Raw genomic sequence first — 16,975 nt, forward strand, 5'->3', positions numbered from 1 at the left:
AACAGGATGGAAACGAATCTCCATCCTGTTCGATAGGTCTTACCAGATCCTCATCCAGCCCAACTTAAGTGAACTGCATTACCGCTTCGGCGGGGCTTTTTCATGTCGCCATGTTGCTATTCGCAGCCTCCGCTCATTGCCATGCCTTACAAATCAACGGCTTATGTTGCCATCCATTTCGAAGCTGGCGACACGGCTTTCGGCAAGCGGCAACGCACGAATCCCCGGGTGAAGACGAACGTTACGCACGGCGATTCGTTCAAAGAGAAGCTGACTGGATGAAAGTGAAGAACGATGTTGGCGCAGGCGGAAATGGGAACAGCGCGGAGCGCGGATCATCACGGTTCTTGGTGGTTCAGGCTTCATCGGATGAGGTGGACAGAATAGTCACATATCAAATACTTAACAGATCATGGGGTGAGAAAGGGCCGTTAGCTGGGACACATCTCTGGTGACCACTCGTGCTCTTACACGTTCCAGCACGGGGGAGATTACTAGTTTTCCAGATGTCCCGATTAGCCACGGATTCAGAATGTTCGTCGTATCGATCCATTGATCAGCCGGCATCAACGGAGCGGCCCCGTATCCGGTGCTACTGAAATGACGTGCGTGTCGAATTCGTAGAGATTACTGGTGCCAGGTATCGTTCTCCAGAAGATTCCCCATTTCGACAGTTTGTCAGCCGAAGCCGCGGAAGTAGAGATCAGGCGGGCCGTCCGGCAACCCGTCTTAGGGTTTCATCTTGGACCCTCATGGACTTCGTTCGATCCAACTGTGCGCCTCCACCTTAGAAACCGGCGCCATCTCTTCGGGGTGTGGGCTCTGCGACGTAGGCCCACCCGCCCGTTGGCCCACATTGACGCGCGACTCTTTCTGCGCAAAGGTATATTAACGACTTGTTAACTAAGCGTCAGTCGCCGCTGGAAATAGGGGGGAATTTGGAACCGTTTCTTGGTGCAAATCGCCTAAATTGGGATGATCGGGCTGAACTGCATTCGACCGATACGACCGGCAGCTACCAGATTGAAAATGTGCTGGCAGGCGGATCCAATCTCTATGAATTGGAAACGGGCGAGGTGGGTGATATTGTCGGCAAGGATATCGTCCACTTGCAATGTCATATCGGGCTCGACACGATCAGCTTGAAGAATCTCGGCGCGGGCAGCGTGACCGGCCTCGACTTTTCACCGACCGCGATCGCAGCTGCGCGCGATTTCGCGGCGAAGGCAGGCACTGACGTGCGCTTCGTGGAAGCGCCACTATTCGAGGCAGTCGAAGCGCTCGGCCGGACCTTCGACATTGCTTATGTTACCTGGGGTTCGGTAAATTGGCTGGACGATGTGTTCCGCTGGGCGCGGGTCGTTGCCGATCTCCTGAGCCCAGGCGGCCGGCTCTATATGGCCGAGGGCCATCCGTTGATGTTTCAGTGTGATCGTAAGGCCGCGGCGCTGGAGTTTAAGCACGATTGGCGAACGCCTATAGCTCGACCGCTCGCATGGAACGAGGAACGGACCTATACCGGCGACGACCGCGTTTTGAAGCATCCTCGGTATTATGAGTGGATCCATCCGATCAGCGATGTGGTGAACGCGCTGATTTCAGCGGGGCTGACGCTCGATTTTCTGAATGAGCATGACATGGTTTCGTGGCAGCACTTTTCGTTTGCAATGAGGGCAGGCAAGGATATGTACGGCTTGCCAAACACCTCCCCCAAGATCCCAATGGCCTATTCCATTGGCGCGACGAAGCGAAGCGTCGGCAAGATACCATACCTTGTTGCTCCCAAAGCGATTGAGGGCCACTAGTTCTCCTATTAATTCGGTTTTGCATTGTCATCGCCGAGCACGATTGCCACAACCCCGGAATCGTCCCCAGCCGATACGTTGCCTCATTGAGCGGCGGCTGGTTCCAACCCCTCCGGCGGCGCGCCAGAACGACCTCAGCGGTCGGACAGTGCAAAGTTTTCAGGACTGTGAAGTTCAAAATTAATTAATGAAAGCTAATGTCCCATGGGCAGGTCGATCCGAGAACCTGAATAACACAAGGGGGTTTTCACCCTATTGGCTCTTTCCGGCGCTAGGTTAGGCGGCATAAAGGATGCCGTGTTTTCGTCGGCAAATATTCCGGCGGCAGTGGCGGTTTTGGTTATTGCCATCAGCGCGGCGTATGCGGAGCACCAGAACAAAATCGTTTCGGACCAAGCGGTCCGCGCGGATGTCCTAGCCAAGGTCAATCTGATCCGAGCCAAGCTGGAAGGGAATATCAACGGAAACCTTCAACTTGTGCATGGGCTGGTCGCGACGGTCGTGACTGAACCCTACATGGGACAGCAACGCTTCGCCTCGCTCGCGGGTAATCTGTTCGGCGAGAGCTCGCAATTGAACAACATTGCCGGCGCACCCGATCTGGTCGTTTCCTTGATGTACCCGCTAAAAGGCAACGAGAAAGCCGTGGGCCTCGATTACCGTAAGGACGATCGGCAGCGTAACGCCGCGCTGCGGGCGCGAGACGAGCGCAAGTTGATTCTTGCCGGCCCGGTTGATCTGAAGCAGGGCGGCCAAGGCTTCATCGGCCGTTTCCCAGTTTTTGTGCCGAGCGCGGGCAATACTGAAAGATTCTGGGGCATCATTTCCGCCGTTGTTGACGTGCAGCGCCTTTACAAGGCGAGCGGCCTGTTTGACGATGATCTCGGGATTGACGTTGCGCTCATCGGTAAAGACGCCCTCGGCCCGAGCGGAGATCAATTCTTCGGCGATCTGGGCGTCCGCCGAAGCAATCCAGTAACGGCCGAAGTTCTGCTCCCGTCAGGTTCCTGGCAAATAGCGGCCATCCCCAAAAACGGCTGGCCTTCGACACCTGGCAACGCGTGGCTCTTGCGCGCGATCATGGCCGCGGCCGGGACGCTAGTTGTGATCCCATTCTTGGTCACAGGTCGTCTGATTGGCGAGAGACAGCGCAATTATGCGGAACTGCGTCGATTGTCGAGACGCCTCGAACTTGCTCTGGAGGCGTCGGCTATTGGCGTTTGGGAACACGACCTCGCGACCAATGACCTGTCGTGGGACGATCGCGTCAACGAAATATACGGCAAACCCCGCGATGGGGGGCCTCGCGGCTACTTGGATTGGGCTGGGGCAATTCACCCCCAGGATTTAGCTAGCGCCAACGCAGATTTCGACCGCGCTGTGGCCAGCCGCGGAACATATTCGTCGGAATACCGGATTGTTCGGCCGGATGGCGAGGTCCGTCATGTCCGATCCAAGGCGGCCATATACCAGGCCCCAAACGAGACGCTCAAAATGATTGGTGCGGAATGGGATGTGACAGCCGACGTTTTGCTGAATAGCGATCTGGTTCGTGCAAAACAGCTGTCCGAGTCGAAAAACGCGGAACTCGAGACGGCCAGGGCACATATAGAGCATATCGCGTTTCACGATTCGCTGACTGGTTTGCCCAACCGCCGTTACCTCGACCAGGTGCTGGAGGAGTACGCAGCAAACGCAAAGCGCGACGGCGGCCATGCGGCACTGCTTCACATCGACCTGGATCGGTTCAAGCACATCAACGATACGCTTGGCCATGCCGCAGGTGACGCGATGTTGGTACACGCATCTGCCGTCCTCCGGTCCAAGGTCGAGGATGGGGGATTCGTCGCTCGGATCGGAGGAGACGAATTCGTCGTACTGTGCACGGTGCATGACGATATCAAGCAACTGGCGGTGCTGGCTGACCGCATCATCAGCCAGATGGGCGAACCCGTCTACTACCACGGTCACCGATGCCGGTTTGGTGTCAGCGTGGGAATTGCGGTCGACAACGGAAAAGACGCCGAAGCCAAGCACCTGCTGGTGAACGCCGACATCGCGCTTTACCGAGCGAAAAGTCGCGGGCGCAATCGATACGAATTCTTCACTGAGGCGATGCAAAGCGAAATTGTCGACACAAAGCGGATTGCCGATGAAGTTCTCGGTGGCCTCGAGCGCAATGAGTTCATCGCTTACTACCAACCCCAGTTTAGCGCAAAAACGCTCGAAATTGTCGGTGTCGAGGCGCTTGCGCGATGGAGGCACCCAAACAAGGGCATTCTAGCGCCGGATGTCTTCCTCAGGATTGCAGAGGAACTAAATGTCGTCTCTATGATCGATCGAACCATACTGAACCATGCGCTTTCAGATTTTGAAGACTGGTCTGCCGCGAACCTTCATATACCGCGAGTATCAGTCAATGTTTCGGCGCGGCGCCTCCAAGATGAAGAACTTATAAAGAGCTTGAGAGAACTGAATATCAAGAAGGGAAGGGTTTCGTTCGAACTTGTTGAGTCCATTTTCCTTGACGAAAACGATGATCTGGTGACCTGGAATGTCGATCAAATCAAGCAACTGGGCATTGATATAGAGATAGATGATTTTGGTACGGGGTATGCCTCCATTGTCAGCCTACTCAAGATACAACCACGCCGACTGAAGATAGATCGGCAACTGGTCATCCCAATCGTCGAATCGCCGCAACGAAGGCAGGTTGTCTCGTCGATCATCGAAATCGGCAAGTCCTTGGGTATCGAGGTCATAGCGGAAGGCGTCGAGACGATGGAGCACGCCCGCGTACTCAAGGGGTTGGGCTGCGACATACTGCAGGGTTATGCTTTTGGGCAGGCGTTGGATTCCAACGGCTTAAAGGCCTTTGTTCGCTCTCGGCGTCTGCGCGCGGCCAGCTAGATGTCAGGCCTGGCGTTTGCCTGGCACGATTGGGTCGGCAGGGCGATCGTTACCCGCCTTCGGCTTATTCCCGCGGCAGCCCTGGTGCATGATTTCGTATTGAAGGAACGGCTCCTCGAACGCATAGGCGCACTCCCGGGGCGGCGTCATTTCATCCAGGGCAGCAACAAGACCTAAATCAGCAACAAACCCTTCATGCTGGAATGCAAGCGGTGTTTCGGGACCACCTTTCGGGAGTGGTCGCGATCTGTGAGGTTGCCAATCGTGTATTGAGATTGGAGATCGGCTTGTGTCTGGACTTGACCTTACGCTTGACCCGGAGCGGCAACCTTCGGCGTTCCGAGGTCGCCCGCCGGTCCGGTATGGCCCCAGGCCGCAGCAGGTCTTCGCCTGGCGCCGCGAAGCGCGCAAACAGGCCGCTTCGGTGCAGCAAGGTTCTCCTGCTTTCGTGCCGGCGGTTGTGGCAGCGGCGGAGCCTGGGCCAAGCATTCACCGAAGCAGCGGAAACGGAAAGCCACCCGAGATGCCGGCATGATCCAGCTTGAGTTCGACGGCATCGCGATGCGCGTCGGCCGGGGCGCTGATACCAAGACGGTGGCCGCAGTGATCCGCGCGCTGAAGGCGACGTCGTGAGGGGGCCGACATCGACCCGTACTGCTTGCAGCCGGAACGCAGAGGAGATAGGGCGACGGGCTTTTGTCCCAGCTCGCACTGCTGCCCTTGGTTTATATCGCGCTCATCGGCGACTACCTCCGGAACGAAATTGACGCCCCCTCGACCGATACAGGCCAATCCGAATGTCTGGTCGGCAGCAGATGGGAGCATCCTGTTCGTAGCGCCAGCCATGCAGCGTAATTTGCTGCGGCGGTATGATTGCCGCCGCAGAGAGTTTTAACGGTCACTTTCTATAAGTTCGTCTGCACCGCTAATCTTCGGCCCTGTCATCCAAGGCGGCGCCACGGGAACGTCTTCGATCACACCCACCCTGCGTGCCCAGGTCGCAAACGTCTTGTGCGCGGCCTCGACCGACCTGCGACCATCATACGCCGAGTAGCACGTATCACAGGCCGCTCCGTGGAGAAGGCCGCGCCTTTCGACCGGCCATTCTTCCAGAAATTCTATAGCATCCATGACGCAACCGATCTTTTTGATGACGAAACTGTCATCTCGGACGAAAATCGGCTGTTTGAACGTAGCGCTTTCCATCTTGACCTCCCTTCAATCCCTAAAGCGACGCTTGTGCCTCTTCGGGTGACGCAGGATGATTCCTCGGCAAAATATGTCGGTCTGCGTGACGTCTTCTCGGCACAGAGAGGATATTGGAAATTCCACTTTTCAGTTCAAGAGAGAAGTGGCCGGCCGAGCGCAGCAGCCTCTTGGCAATCGTATCGCCGTGGCACCTCATCCCGCTGGCAGCGCGGTGTGGGTCAGTCCGCAGGGCTTCGAGCCACCACCTGCACGTCAGCGATCTTGCCGTCGCGAAGCAGGGCTTCGAACCGGCTATGGGAAGTTCGCGTCACGTGCTGCGTAGCAGTGTAGATGTACTGGAAGAGCAGCATCAGCGCAGCCAAAGGCGCTTCCACTACTAATGTTGGATTTCATGTCCATTGCGGCCACTCCACACAAGGTGGGGGATATAGGTCGCCAAACCGGGGCAGCATCGATTGCGGTCTCGCGAAGAAAAGAGCGGGCCCGGAAAATCCGGACCCGCCAGCGGCTATGGTCAGGCTGCACGGATTTGCTACGGACGCAGTCCCTCGGCGAGATCGATCCAGTCAGGAGGAAGGGTTCGATCTCCTGAGTTCGAAAGCATTGCCGGCAATCTCACTCAATGCGAGATGCGGCCGGCTCTTCGGGCTGGCCGGAAGCCGGGCTCTCCGGCGCGCGCTAATGCGCGCGGCCGCCCTGCTGCCGCACTCAGCACGAAGGGGTTCGGGATGGTCCGTGGGGCGTCGAAGACGATCAGTGGGTCCTCCAATCATGCGGCCATCCGGGAGTGCACCGGGCTGGTCCGAGTCTGGAAGCCCCGGTTTCGGGCTTCCAAGGCCAGCAAAGCGAGTTCGAGCTCGTCCAATCGCGTCGGGCGTGCATTTTCCGGCATACCTTCGGCGGTGGCCAGGTCGATCAGGTACTCGTTCCAGGCCCAGTTCTTGAGCAGAGCGCGTTTCTCGTCGGGTGAAAGCACCGGATCATCCACCACCTCCATCGGAGAGGTGTGGAATGTGTCGGGCTCGGAAAGCACCGTCTGTATGTGCGCTGCCTGTGCACCCGCGCCATAACCATGGCTTGCCTGAAGCCAAGCCAATTGCAGCCGCTGCCAAACCACGTCGGAAAAGGCCTGTTTCTCCTCCAATACATGCTGACTCCTGACCTTGGCCTGGGAAGCAGGAGGTGCCGCCTGCAACACGTAGTTGAGGCCTTGACGCTCGGCATAACGGATCGCCGCTTCCAGCGTCGGAAAGTTCAGTTCAAGCTGGGTCAGGGTGTCCCGGCCGCCCGTATAGCCCATCAGCGGCTCGATGAACGGGGCTGTGCGAGGTTCGAAGACCAATCGCCAGTCCTTCCGGGGCTTTGCGGAGGTCATGGCCGAGCGGCATGGCTGGTAGATCCGCGCCGTCGCGCCGTCCGGAAACAGTGATCGCCCCATTGACAAAGCCGGCTCGTCGAGACGAGGCCGATTGTCATTGTCCGGCCGGACGGAGGTTCTGGTTGGGTTTCTGATGTCACTGCTATGAACTGTCTCCATTGCCTGTCCCTCCCGATTCTGAAGGGTCGTACGGGCAGCGGCCGTAAGGGCCGCCACCCATACTGCCATGCGTTAGTTCTTGCCGTTGATCGCGATCCGTTTGGCCTTCGCCTGCGCCCGCTCGGTCTTGGGCAAGGTCACGGTCAGCACGCCGTTCTTGAAGGCGGCGTTGACCTTGTCTTCTTCAACCTCGTAGCCGAGCGGAATGAGGCGCTCGAAGCGACCGTAGAAGCGCTCGGAGAACTGCCGGTCTTTGTCCTCGGTCTCGGAACGCTTCTCGCCTTTAAGCTTGAGCGCCCCATCTTCCAGCAGGACTTCTATGTCGTTCTCGTCCAGACCAGGGATTTCCGCGGTCAAACGGACTTCCTTGTCGGAGATTTCGACACTCGGCCAACTGGCGGCGAAAGAGGGACCGAAGGCCGGCAGTCTGGCGCCAAAGCTGCGGAAGGCGTCATCGAACAGCCGGTTTACCTCCCGGTGGAGGGAGACGAAGGGGTCTCGATCTCCATCTGGGAAGAGACTGGGCGCCGAGTTTCCGTTGCCCCGGCCCCATGGGATCAAGTCACGTACGCTCATTGTCTTTCTCCTTTCGTAGGTCTCTGAGCCGGGCGGGACGCCCGGCTCAAGCGGAAGTCTTCATGGTGGATTGCTCAGGCGGCCAGCTTGCCGGCCTCGACCTTGGGCGCCTCAATCTTCGGCATGGGAGCCCCGCTAGAGATTTCGATCTTGCGCGGTTTCATCTCCTCGGGAACCATGCGCTTGAGATCGATGCTCAGCAGCCCGTTCTCAAGGCTGGCTCCAGCCGCCTTCACGTGGTCGGCCAGTTCGAACCGACGCTCGAAAGCGCGCCCGTTAATGCCGCGGTAGAGATACTGGCCGTTCTCATCGCCGGATTGCGACCCGCTCACAACCAGCATGTTGGGCTGGTGAGTGATGGTCAGCTGGTCCTGCGAGAAACCGGCGACCGCCATGGTGATGCGATACTCATCCTCACCGACCTTGGCGATATCGTAGGGCGGCCAGTTGTCGAACGAGGCCACACGGCTCGCACTTTCGAGCATGTCGACCATGCGGTCGAAGCCGATGCTGGACCGGTACAGGGGGGTAAAATCGACGTTCATAACCACATCCTCCTTGAGCAACATGGATCATAGGAGGCTCCAAGAGCCTTGCCGCCTCCTGGTCTTGCCGGCCCCATTGGGCGACCGGGACCATCAATTTAGAATCGCGACTTGCACCTTCAAGAGGAAGAATAGGAAAATTTTCAGCGGCAATCTGGGCAAACGCACCCATGCCACCCGCCGGCGGGGTCACTCGCCGACGGGCCCATTGCGCAAGAACAATTACGTCGCGCTTAAATCCGATCGACGAATGGTACGAACGCGGCCACTACCGCGCTGTCACTGCCGTCAGGACCGGTAAGCTCGTCCGATTGATCCAATTGTTGCAACGCATCCATGATCGCGTCGAAGGTGACCGGTTCACCCGCCCCGGGCAGCATGCGAAGCGCTGGCACGGATTCTACTGCGCAGGCATCCGACGCCCATGACGAAAGGATGGCCCGCTTCTCCTGAACGTCCAAGGCAACGTCGGCCAAAACGTCGTGGGGATGTTTGAAATGCCGTGCCGGATGCAGCAAGCGATCCAGAAAAACATCAGGGGCCACGGGTTCAATCGATGCAAATGAGTCGAAATGGCTGCTTCCATTGATGGTCCTCCGCTTCCGAAATCTCCTGCGTGTTTGAGTGTGGCGGCTCTGGCGATTCCCGCCAGACGAAACTTTGGAACGTCTCAAGCAAGTTTCAATGGCTCGGCACGGGTCACCTTCCCGTCGTCAACGCCTCAGAACCATTTTATCGGGCCGGTGAAACAATCGGCGAGAATCTCAGTTCTGACGTCTGGCGAACTCGAAGGCCGAATCCGGCAGGAGAACCAGTCATGTCTTACCTCTCTAGGAACTTGTGCATTGGCTTGGTCACAGGAGCCCTGATGCTCTCGACTGGCGGCCTTGCTCCGGCCACCGCACAGGAAATTCCGAACGACTTCAGCGCAATCGTGCGTCAGAAGCTGCCAGCGGTTGTCGCAATCACGACCAGGCAGATCATCCAGGATCAAACGACGCTCAACGACTTCCTCAATCCCTTCGACGGGGGACGGCGTATCCAGCCCCAGGTGCGGGAAGCACTCGGCTCCGGCTTTGTGATCAGTCCCGAAGGCTACATCGTCACCAATAACCATGTCGTCGCCGACGCAACTGAGATTCATGTCGTGTTCTCCGACAAGGAGACGGCGCCTGCGCGGGTGGTGGGCCGCGATCCGGCAACTGACATCGCGGTATTGAAAGTCGATCCTCGGCCCAACATGACGGCGACGGCCTGGGGGGATTCGGACGCGATGCAACCAGGGGCCTGGACCATCGCCATCGGCAGTCCCTTCGGCCTCGGGGGCACCGTCACCGTCGGCGTCCTTTCTGCGCGCTCTCGCGATATCCAGGCCGGTCCATACGACGATTTCCTGCAGACAGACGCCTCGATCAACAGAGGTAACTCGGGAGGTCCTTTGTTCAACGCGCGCGGCGAAGTCATCGGCGTCAACACGGCAATCGTGTCGCCGTCAGGCGGCAGCATAGGCATTGGCTTCGCGGTGCCATCGCGCACAGCTCGGACTGTCGACCAACTGATCAGCACTGGCCGCATCGAGCGCGGCTTCATCGGCGTGCGTCTTCAGGAGGTCACGCCCTCCATTGCCGAGGCGCTCGGAATACCGGGCGCCAAGGGAGCGCTGGTTGCCTCGGTCGAAGCTGGCAGCCCGGCGCAGAAAGCGGGAATCCAGTCCGGCGACGTGATCACCCGGTTCAACGGCAAGGACATCCAAGGCGTCCATGACCTGACGCTGGCGGCAGCAAGCCAAAAGCCGGGATCGAAAGTGACCGTGACAACGAACCGGGGCGGCACAACCAGGAATTGTCGCTGACTGTCGATCAACGCAGGGATCAGGAGGAACAGACCGGTGCCATTCCAAGCCTGGGGACTGAGGACCAGCGCCTTGGCATATCGCTGAGCGCCATTCCGGACGAAGCGCGCCAGCAACTCGGCCTGCAAGCCGACACCATGGGCGTGTTCGTCCAGGATGTCGCTCCGAACAGTCTTGCAGCCGAAAGCGGCATCCGGCCAGGCGACGTTATCGTGTCGGCCAACAACCGAAACATGACCCAGCCGTCCGACGTCCGTGAGGAATGGGCGAAATCCCGTCAGCAGAAAAAGCCAATACTGTTCCGTATCGATCGGCAGGGACAATCGCTCTTCGTTGCTGTGGCAAACTCTTGACTGACAGGCCAGACGGCGTCGCGATCTCTGCTGTTGGGCTGGCCGACTACCGGAGCGCACCAGAGTTGTGAAGCTGATGAGCAGTATGTTTGAACCGGCGGTCCCTAGGCTTCGGTATCGCCTGACCGATAAGCGCGCTGTCCGGTCGGGGCGTCTCGACCTCATTGAAGGAGGAATTGCCGTGCGATGAGCCGGTGAAATTTGGCGGAAGCCATGACGGAACGCGCGAGCGTGCAAAAGCACTGGGACTTGCTGGTGATTGCTCTCTTTAACTATGCCGATTTGCGGCTCTTGGCCTTTGGCCGATCTTGGCCGATGCCTTCCTTGGCGAGGCTCTTTCGAAGAACTGAGGCCAAGTCGACCACGTTCTCCCTGGGTTTCGGCGCCGGTTTCGGGGGTTTTTTGCCCTTGCGTTTGGCGTCAATCGTGGCAATTAACGCATCCTCGTAGGTGTCCTCGAATTTCGAAGGATCGAACTTCGTCACCTTCTTGTCGATAAGGAGCCCCGCGATTTCGAGCAGATCCGCATCGTATTTTGGGCTTTTCACATCGTCGAAGACGGTCTCTTCCGACGTCATCTCATCGTGGGTCCGTAGCTCGGTCAGCAACATCCCTTTTCCAAGGGGCTGTATCAACACTTCGCGCCCGCGCTGATAGAGTACGACGCAGGAGCGTGCCGCGACGCGCTTTTTGGCCATCGCATCGCGCAGGACGGCAAAGGCCTCCAGGGAGGCGCCATCTGCCGGGATCAAGTAGTATGGTTTTTCCAGATAACGTGTGTCGATCTCCGCAACCGGAACAAAGGAATCGACGTCAAGTGTATGCTGCGACGTCAGTTTCAGTTTCTTGATCTCGTCCGGCTCGACGTGGATGAAATCATCCTTGTCCGCCTCATACCCTTTGATCTGATCCTCGGCTTCGACAACGTCGCCAGTCTCTTCATCGACATAGGCGCTTTTGACGGGTAAACCGTCTTTGCGGTTCAAAATCTTGAAGTGGATCTTGGATGCCTCGCTTGTGGCACCAACTATCTTCACCCCGCATGACACGGAACCAACCCTCAGAAATCCCTTCCAGACCGCGCGTGGCGCCACCATGCCGTTTCTCCTAGACGTGCCGATGTTCCGCACAACGCCAGGCACACGGTTCTGTTCCGCAGGGGGAGCCCTCGTCGCCAGCGCTAGTCATTCCTCCTCTCGGTAATCGAGCAGCTTCGCATGGCGTAGCCTTTCCTCGCCCTTCAGGAACCTGACGCGGCCGACGAGACCAGGCTTCAGCCATTCGGCCTTTTCCTTCTTTAGACCGATCGGAACTGGTCCCCCGACCTTCCCTTGAACACGATCCCATAGTTGCCGACGCTTGTCGGCTTTAAAGGCAACGAACGCGCCGCCGGCATATTGGCCCTTGTCGGCCATGAGCACCATTGCGGGCTTTCCGGCCTCGCGCTGCACGCCAATGATGTCCATTTCCTTTTCGGCATAGCACTTGATCTTGCGCCAGTTCATCGTCGGCCCGCTACGGTAGATGCTGTCCTTGCGCTTCGAGACCATGCCCTCGAGCCCCGCCTTGTCGACCAGGTGATAAACCGCGTCGCCGGTGCCGGGCATGGCTTTGCTGACCTGAATGCGGCCGACGGCTGGAATCAGTGCCTGCAGGATTTCGCGGCGGTCTTCCACCGGCATGTTGCGCAAATCATGCCCGTTCAGGTGCAGGAGATCGAACGCCACCAAATACAAGTCGCGCGACGGCTTACGGCGGGTGACGGCTGATTGCAGGGCGTGGAAGTCGGACAGACCGGCCTCGTTGACGGTGATTGCCTCGCCGTCGATGATGAAACTTTCCGCCTCGATCGCCTCCGCCTCTCCGGCAAGTTCGATATAGCGGCCGGTCCAATCGTATCCGTTCTTGGTGAACAGCCGGATCCCGTTTTCATCCTTGATAATCTGGGTCCGATACCCGTCGAATTTGATCTCATGAAGCCATTCGTCGCCTTGCGGTGGCGTGTCGACCAGCTCGGGTTCCATGGGCTTGATGAATTTCAGAGGCATGCGCTGACTCGCATAGTGCAATTCAATTAGCGCGCGCTAAAATGGTTCCGGAACATTTTAGACGAATTGAATGTTTGATAGCTATGACGAAACTATCCGACCTTGGCCCGCCGATTCCCGGCAAGCAGCACGGCGGCGAGCCTGCCGACGATCGAGAGAATTTCATGATTTGCCCGGTATGCGGCCAGCGGCTCGACATGCGTGACTTCCGGCAGGTCGCTTGGCACGATCAGCCCCAACACGAGCCGTTGGAACTGGAGCCCTATGTCACGAGCCGGAATGGATACCGATTGCGAACGTGGTCGTTGAAATAGCGGCCCTTGGCGAAGGCGGCTTTGAACGCGGTAAAGGTCTCAAGCGGTACGTCCAGAAAGTCGTACTGCCTGCCACTCGCTACAAACCACACTGAGAGAACCCTGGTTTCCGGATCGTATTCGAATTTGTGTATTGAGGTCGACGGCATGGTGCACCAGCTGCTCCGGTGAGCGACCCGCGAGATGGCCCGCCCACTGAGGAAGCAGCGAGCGGGCCGACCACGGCTGTACGTCCATGGCCATCATCGCCTCCACGGAAGGGACGGTGACGGCATTCCAACTCTCATTGGATTTCGGCGTTCCACACATAAACAAAAAGGCCCGCCACCTCTCGGCAGCGGGCAGTGTAGGTCGCTAGGATCACCCAGCGGTACTAAAGTACACCCCGCCTCGCCAAAAGGGAAACCTCAGATATCGCTAATGCATGATTCGGACCCTGGGGCTGACCGTGTCGTATCAAATCCGAGAATATCCCTGCGGGCCAGGTGATAGCGGGGAATATCGTGCAGAGGCTCCGACGTCCTATTGTGCAGCCGAACAGGCAACGAAAAGGCGCGTGACGCTCCCCCGATCCGAAAACGACTTTCTTGAGGTGACCGACGAGAGCAACGGGAGAGTGTTCGCCTACCAAAACGCCGACTTCCTCTGCTGAGTGGCGATGAGGAGCGGCGGCTGCTTCACGCGTCAAAAACCCGCCGCCCCATTCATAGCAGCGGCGGGCCGTGCCTAGAGATAGTTGGACTAAACGGTGGGTACACCCCTGCTGGATGGCTGAGGTGCAAAAGGATGCAACCACAATGCCCCGATGCGCGACAGAAAGCCGTCGCAACGTCGACGTTATTCAAGCCGGAATTCAACCGCATGCTTGTCGGCATCACTAATAAGGCCGCTGTCCATAGCGGTTTCGAAGGCCTTGGTGAAATACTGATCATCGGAGGCTTCGTGATCCTGCTGGGCAATATCGATCGGTAGTGCTCCGATCACGCGGCCTGTCGTCTTCTCGATAACCGTGACGGTCCTCTGCATCAGGGTTTGTTGACCGTGTCGTCGACTGCGTTGGCCGTCGATTTGACATCCCTGCCGACGCCGCGGACGGTGTTGGCGCAAGCCGTAAGGGCCAAAGCACAGGCAAGAATGACAATCGGTGCGGTGCGTAGCAGTTTCATGGACGGGTTCTCCTATTTGTCCTGGTTTATCATGCACGTTCAGTGCCGTATCGCACCGGATTGGCCTGTAACCGCCATCGCCTTGTTGTGGGCGGCCGCTTCATCTGCGGTGTCAAAGGGCGTTGCGACGGTCGTCCCATCCGGAGCCAGTATCACAGCCAGGAACGGAAGGCCGATCAGCGGTGGTGCGTAGACAACGTACGCTGGGCGGGCATTCTTCATTGCCCATGTAACACCTTTTGTCGGTTAGGACCTAATCCACGCCCTGAAAGACGAAAAAGCCCGCCAGCCGGTGCCAGCGGGATTCCAGTGGTCAAAAGACCTGCTCAGGTCGCAGAAAGACCGGACCTCGATGACTTGCGCCGTGATTGAGGAAAGAATTCCCCGCTTCGTCGGGACCCGCTTTTCATGGACTTTTGTCATAGCTGCTCCTCGCTTTTTCACACACCGAAACTGGTTTGGGGCAATTAACTCGTCAAGCTGATGCTAAAAAGGCCGCCAGCTTTCGACAGGCTAGGTGTTTGATCCCAGGCTTTGATGCTGCATACTTTTCTTCCGAGTCGAAGGAGGCCGCGTTCGAGATTGCTCGCTAAGCGTCTCCCTCTTTATCTGTGGGTGGCTGGCCAACCTTAAAATGCCGAAGCGCCCCTATTCTTCACATTGCCGCCTTCCTGCATCAGCACCTTGGCAAGCGATTCCTTCTGGCGGGAAACAGCCATGATTTTTCATCTCGGGTAGCGATAGGGGTATCGTCGTGGCGGCAGGAGGCGACCTATGCAGAGTTTCACCGTCGAGCTGATACGCGACGGCAGAGTCGTGGAACGTGCCGAGATTCAGGCCGAAAATGTTGTGGAAGCCGCGAAGATGTGGGGACCGGTAACCATCCCGTACGCCGAAGAGCCTGACATTGGCGAATGGATCAGGGTAACGCACCCCGACGGCAACACGACAACCTGGTTTGAGCGATCGCTAAGCGGCGGCAGCTAGGTGTGGGCTCGCTGGCCAGGATAACGGCAGGGTCGAGGGCAAGAGCGGTGACGCACGCCACGAGTCGCGATCATCGCAGAAGGAGACGGAGGGATGATCCGGCGCGAACCAGCGGGCGAAGAACTTCGGTCGCGTTGGACGGCAAACTGGCAATCCAGATTGACGGCTGTCCTGTCGAAATTGGTCGACCAAGACTTAGCCGGCCCTCCCAAATCCGGGAACGATGTTAGCGGAGAGCGCTACATCGCCGGGCCCACCATTGGGCGCGTCTTTTACTACCGCCGGCATGCAGCGTGAGCAAGTCGTGATCGATCGCAGCGGCAGTCCGTCAACCCGGCGCCGCGAGTTGTGCGCGAGAGCACTGGCTTCCGAGCGTTTCCTCCAGCCGAGCCATTCGGCGACTGACAACGGATTCGCGACGCCCGCCACGATACGCCTCGTCCCTGCGTGATCTACCGAAGCTCCTGGCTTCGGCTTTTTCTGATCTGGCACATCGTACACTCAGTGCGTCCGGCCGGAGCGGAGATGCATCTCGATCTTATTGATTGCCTTGGTGAGGACATCGACTGCCTGCAGATTGACCGCGAAGTCGAAGTTCCCTTGCGCCGTTTCGAATATCAGAACGCCGACCTTGGCTAAGTCGTCGCTCATCATGCCTATTCCAATGCCGGTCGGCATATAGGGTGGTTTTTCTGACATGGTTCTCTCCTCGGATGCGGTGTGGGCTTGTCGGGCTTTTGGCCATCCAGCGTGCGACCTGGAGTGGCCAAGCACGATCGATCGACGATGGCCGTGTAACCCGTCTATTCGAAATGCATCGACTGGCCGCGCATCATCGCCAGGGTCAGTGCAATTGCAGCATTTGCAGGTGGCTTCTCCATAAGCAGGGAGCCGTCGAAATCGCGCCATGCCGCCATGCGCAATTCTTCATCATCTTCGCTGGCTGCAGGATCAAAAACGTGGGCATCATAGGGATCCCGGTCAATCTCGATCGTCCAGCCCTTGAGCGCCTTGCGAGCCATTTCTTCAACCTGGGCGAGGTCGCTGGTGAAGAAGGGGATACGGTCGCCATCTTCCGAAAGCGGCTCAACCCGATCCTGCGTCGGCCGCTCGGGCACCCAACCAAGAACGAAGGCAATATCGAAATCGATCTGGCGGTCCGGACCGGCTGTAACCTCAAGCCGTTTGACGACGTCAGGATAGAGCTGCTTGCGCGCCGGCCACGTGTCCGAAAGCGCCTCGGCTCGCAATCTCGTGCGGGGAACGTCGATCAGTTCCATGACCTGATGGTGCGGGACTTTGTCCTGCGGCCAGCCCGCACAACATGCAATTGTCGCAGCCTCGTCGGCTTCTTCCCAGGCCGAAGCAGCCTGGTCCTCGTTCTCGGTTGGCTGGTCGTCTTCCGGAAAGCCTTTGATATCCCACCCTTCCAACGCGAATAAACCTTCCGCGCCTTGCAAAGCCGTAATGCCGGCGCGTGCGAAGACTGCTTCGGCTGCCGCGACCCCGCGTGCCAGTTCCTCGGGCGTTGCCCCTTCAATGTTCAAGCGAAGTTCCATGGTTCGCCTCCTGTATCAATCCTCCCTGTAGTGAACAAAATAAGAACAAAGGTGTCAATAGACTCCTGATGGTCTACACGCGGACCACCATCCCGCGCGCGACAATGTCCGCAA

At 58.2% G+C, this 16,975-nt stretch carries 20 protein-coding genes; 6 read left to right on the forward strand and 14 right to left on the reverse strand.

Annotated features, from left to right (window positions below):
• From NKI99_RS30975 to NKI99_RS30985, 3 genes are all read left to right on the forward strand, one after another.
• On the forward strand, positions 1-232 hold a 232-nt coding region (locus NKI99_RS30975), incomplete at its 5' end, for a hypothetical protein (protein ID WP_352613316.1).
• Between the two features lie 706 nt (positions 233-938).
• A complete protein-coding gene (locus NKI99_RS30980) occupies positions 939-1,805 on the forward strand; it encodes a class I SAM-dependent methyltransferase (RefSeq protein ID WP_127296061.1) in 867 nt (288 codons plus the stop codon).
• Between the two features lie 297 nt (positions 1,806-2,102).
• Complete coding sequence (locus NKI99_RS30985) at positions 2,103-4,715, forward strand: bifunctional diguanylate cyclase/phosphodiesterase (protein ID WP_352613318.1); 2,613 nt, start codon at positions 2,103-2,105, stop codon at positions 4,713-4,715.
• An 891-nt stretch (positions 4,716-5,606) separates the two neighbouring features.
• Here NKI99_RS30985 and NKI99_RS30990 read toward each other — a convergent pair.
• The 6 genes from NKI99_RS30990 to NKI99_RS31015 form a co-directional block, all read right to left on the reverse strand.
• Positions 5,607-5,921, reverse strand: coding sequence for a DUF982 domain-containing protein (locus NKI99_RS30990; protein WP_128306078.1), 315 nt, complete (start codon positions 5,919-5,921; stop codon positions 5,607-5,609).
• 221 nt (positions 5,922-6,142) lie between these two features.
• Positions 6,143-6,286, reverse strand: a complete 144-nt coding sequence (locus tag NKI99_RS30995) for a hypothetical protein (protein ID WP_164893121.1) — start codon at positions 6,284-6,286, stop codon at positions 6,143-6,145.
• Positions 6,287-6,693: 407 nt separating this feature from the next.
• The gene (locus tag NKI99_RS31000; RefSeq protein WP_352442788.1) at positions 6,694-7,461 is read right to left on the reverse strand and encodes an NADH dehydrogenase ubiquinone Fe-S protein 4; all 768 of its coding nucleotides are present in this window, start codon (positions 7,459-7,461) and stop codon (positions 6,694-6,696) included.
• A 72-nt stretch (positions 7,462-7,533) separates the two neighbouring features.
• Positions 7,534-8,037 (reverse strand): Hsp20/alpha crystallin family protein, encoded by a 504-nt coding sequence (locus NKI99_RS31005; protein WP_352442789.1) that lies wholly within the window; start codon positions 8,035-8,037, stop codon positions 7,534-7,536.
• Between the two features lie 74 nt (positions 8,038-8,111).
• Positions 8,112-8,588, reverse strand: coding sequence for an Hsp20 family protein (locus NKI99_RS31010; protein WP_352442814.1), 477 nt, complete (start codon positions 8,586-8,588; stop codon positions 8,112-8,114).
• Positions 8,589-8,815: 227 nt separating this feature from the next.
• Positions 8,816-9,127, reverse strand: a complete 312-nt coding sequence (locus NKI99_RS31015; RefSeq protein ID WP_502905345.1) for a hypothetical protein — start codon at positions 9,125-9,127, stop codon at positions 8,816-8,818.
• Between the two features lie 71 nt (positions 9,128-9,198).
• Between NKI99_RS31015 and NKI99_RS31020 the strand changes: the two genes are divergently transcribed.
• Both NKI99_RS31020 and NKI99_RS31025 read left to right on the forward strand, forming a co-directional pair.
• A complete protein-coding gene (locus NKI99_RS31020; RefSeq protein WP_352461367.1) occupies positions 9,199-10,434 on the forward strand; it encodes a trypsin-like peptidase domain-containing protein in 1,236 nt (411 codons plus the stop codon).
• A complete protein-coding gene (locus NKI99_RS31025) occupies positions 10,425-10,787 on the forward strand; it encodes a PDZ domain-containing protein (RefSeq protein ID WP_352442791.1) in 363 nt (120 codons plus the stop codon). Before NKI99_RS31020 ends, NKI99_RS31025 begins: the two co-directional genes overlap by 10 nt.
• A 272-nt stretch (positions 10,788-11,059) precedes the next feature.
• Here the strand turns inward: NKI99_RS31025 and ku are convergent, their stop codons facing one another.
• The 6 genes from ku to NKI99_RS31055 form a co-directional block, all read right to left on the reverse strand.
• Positions 11,060-11,884, reverse strand: a complete 825-nt coding sequence (ku, locus tag NKI99_RS31030) for a non-homologous end joining protein Ku (RefSeq protein WP_352613321.1) — start codon at positions 11,882-11,884, stop codon at positions 11,060-11,062.
• A gap of 87 nt (positions 11,885-11,971) precedes the next feature.
• Positions 11,972-12,835 (reverse strand): ATP-dependent DNA ligase, encoded by an 864-nt coding sequence (locus NKI99_RS31035; RefSeq protein WP_352442793.1) that lies wholly within the window; start codon positions 12,833-12,835, stop codon positions 11,972-11,974.
• Between the two features lie 92 nt (positions 12,836-12,927).
• Positions 12,928-13,062 carry a hypothetical protein gene (locus tag NKI99_RS31040; RefSeq protein WP_352442794.1) on the reverse strand — a complete coding sequence of 45 codons (135 nt, stop codon included), beginning with the start codon at positions 13,060-13,062 and terminating at the stop codon, positions 12,928-12,930.
• 35 nt (positions 13,063-13,097) lie between these two features.
• Positions 13,098-13,298, reverse strand: coding sequence for a KTSC domain-containing protein (locus NKI99_RS31045; protein WP_164780261.1), 201 nt, complete (start codon positions 13,296-13,298; stop codon positions 13,098-13,100).
• A gap of 688 nt (positions 13,299-13,986) precedes the next feature.
• Positions 13,987-14,175 (reverse strand): hypothetical protein, encoded by a 189-nt coding sequence (locus NKI99_RS31050; protein WP_245486310.1) that lies wholly within the window; start codon positions 14,173-14,175, stop codon positions 13,987-13,989.
• Positions 14,175-14,315, reverse strand: coding sequence for an entericidin A/B family lipoprotein (locus tag NKI99_RS31055; protein ID WP_128305165.1), 141 nt, complete (start codon positions 14,313-14,315; stop codon positions 14,175-14,177). The genes NKI99_RS31050 and NKI99_RS31055 overlap by 1 nt, the downstream gene beginning before the upstream one ends.
• Positions 14,316-15,089: 774 nt before the next feature.
• Here NKI99_RS31055 and NKI99_RS31060 point away from each other — a divergent pair.
• On the forward strand, positions 15,090-15,302 hold the full coding sequence (locus tag NKI99_RS31060) for a hypothetical protein (protein WP_128305166.1): 213 nt from the start codon (positions 15,090-15,092) through the stop codon (positions 15,300-15,302).
• Positions 15,303-15,803: 501 nt separating this feature from the next.
• Here the strand turns inward: NKI99_RS31060 and NKI99_RS31065 are convergent.
• Both NKI99_RS31065 and NKI99_RS31070 read right to left on the reverse strand, forming a co-directional pair.
• On the reverse strand, positions 15,804-16,001 hold the full coding sequence (locus NKI99_RS31065; protein WP_127296072.1) for a hypothetical protein: 198 nt from the start codon (positions 15,999-16,001) through the stop codon (positions 15,804-15,806).
• Between the two features lie 104 nt (positions 16,002-16,105).
• The gene (locus NKI99_RS31070; RefSeq protein ID WP_352613324.1) at positions 16,106-16,861 is read right to left on the reverse strand and encodes a hypothetical protein; all 756 of its coding nucleotides are present in this window, start codon (positions 16,859-16,861) and stop codon (positions 16,106-16,108) included.
• Positions 16,862-16,975 lie beyond the last annotated feature (114 nt).

It is taken from the genome of Mesorhizobium sp. M0239 (assembly GCF_040321815.1).
GTDB lineage: Bacteria > Pseudomonadota > Alphaproteobacteria > Rhizobiales > Rhizobiaceae > Mesorhizobium.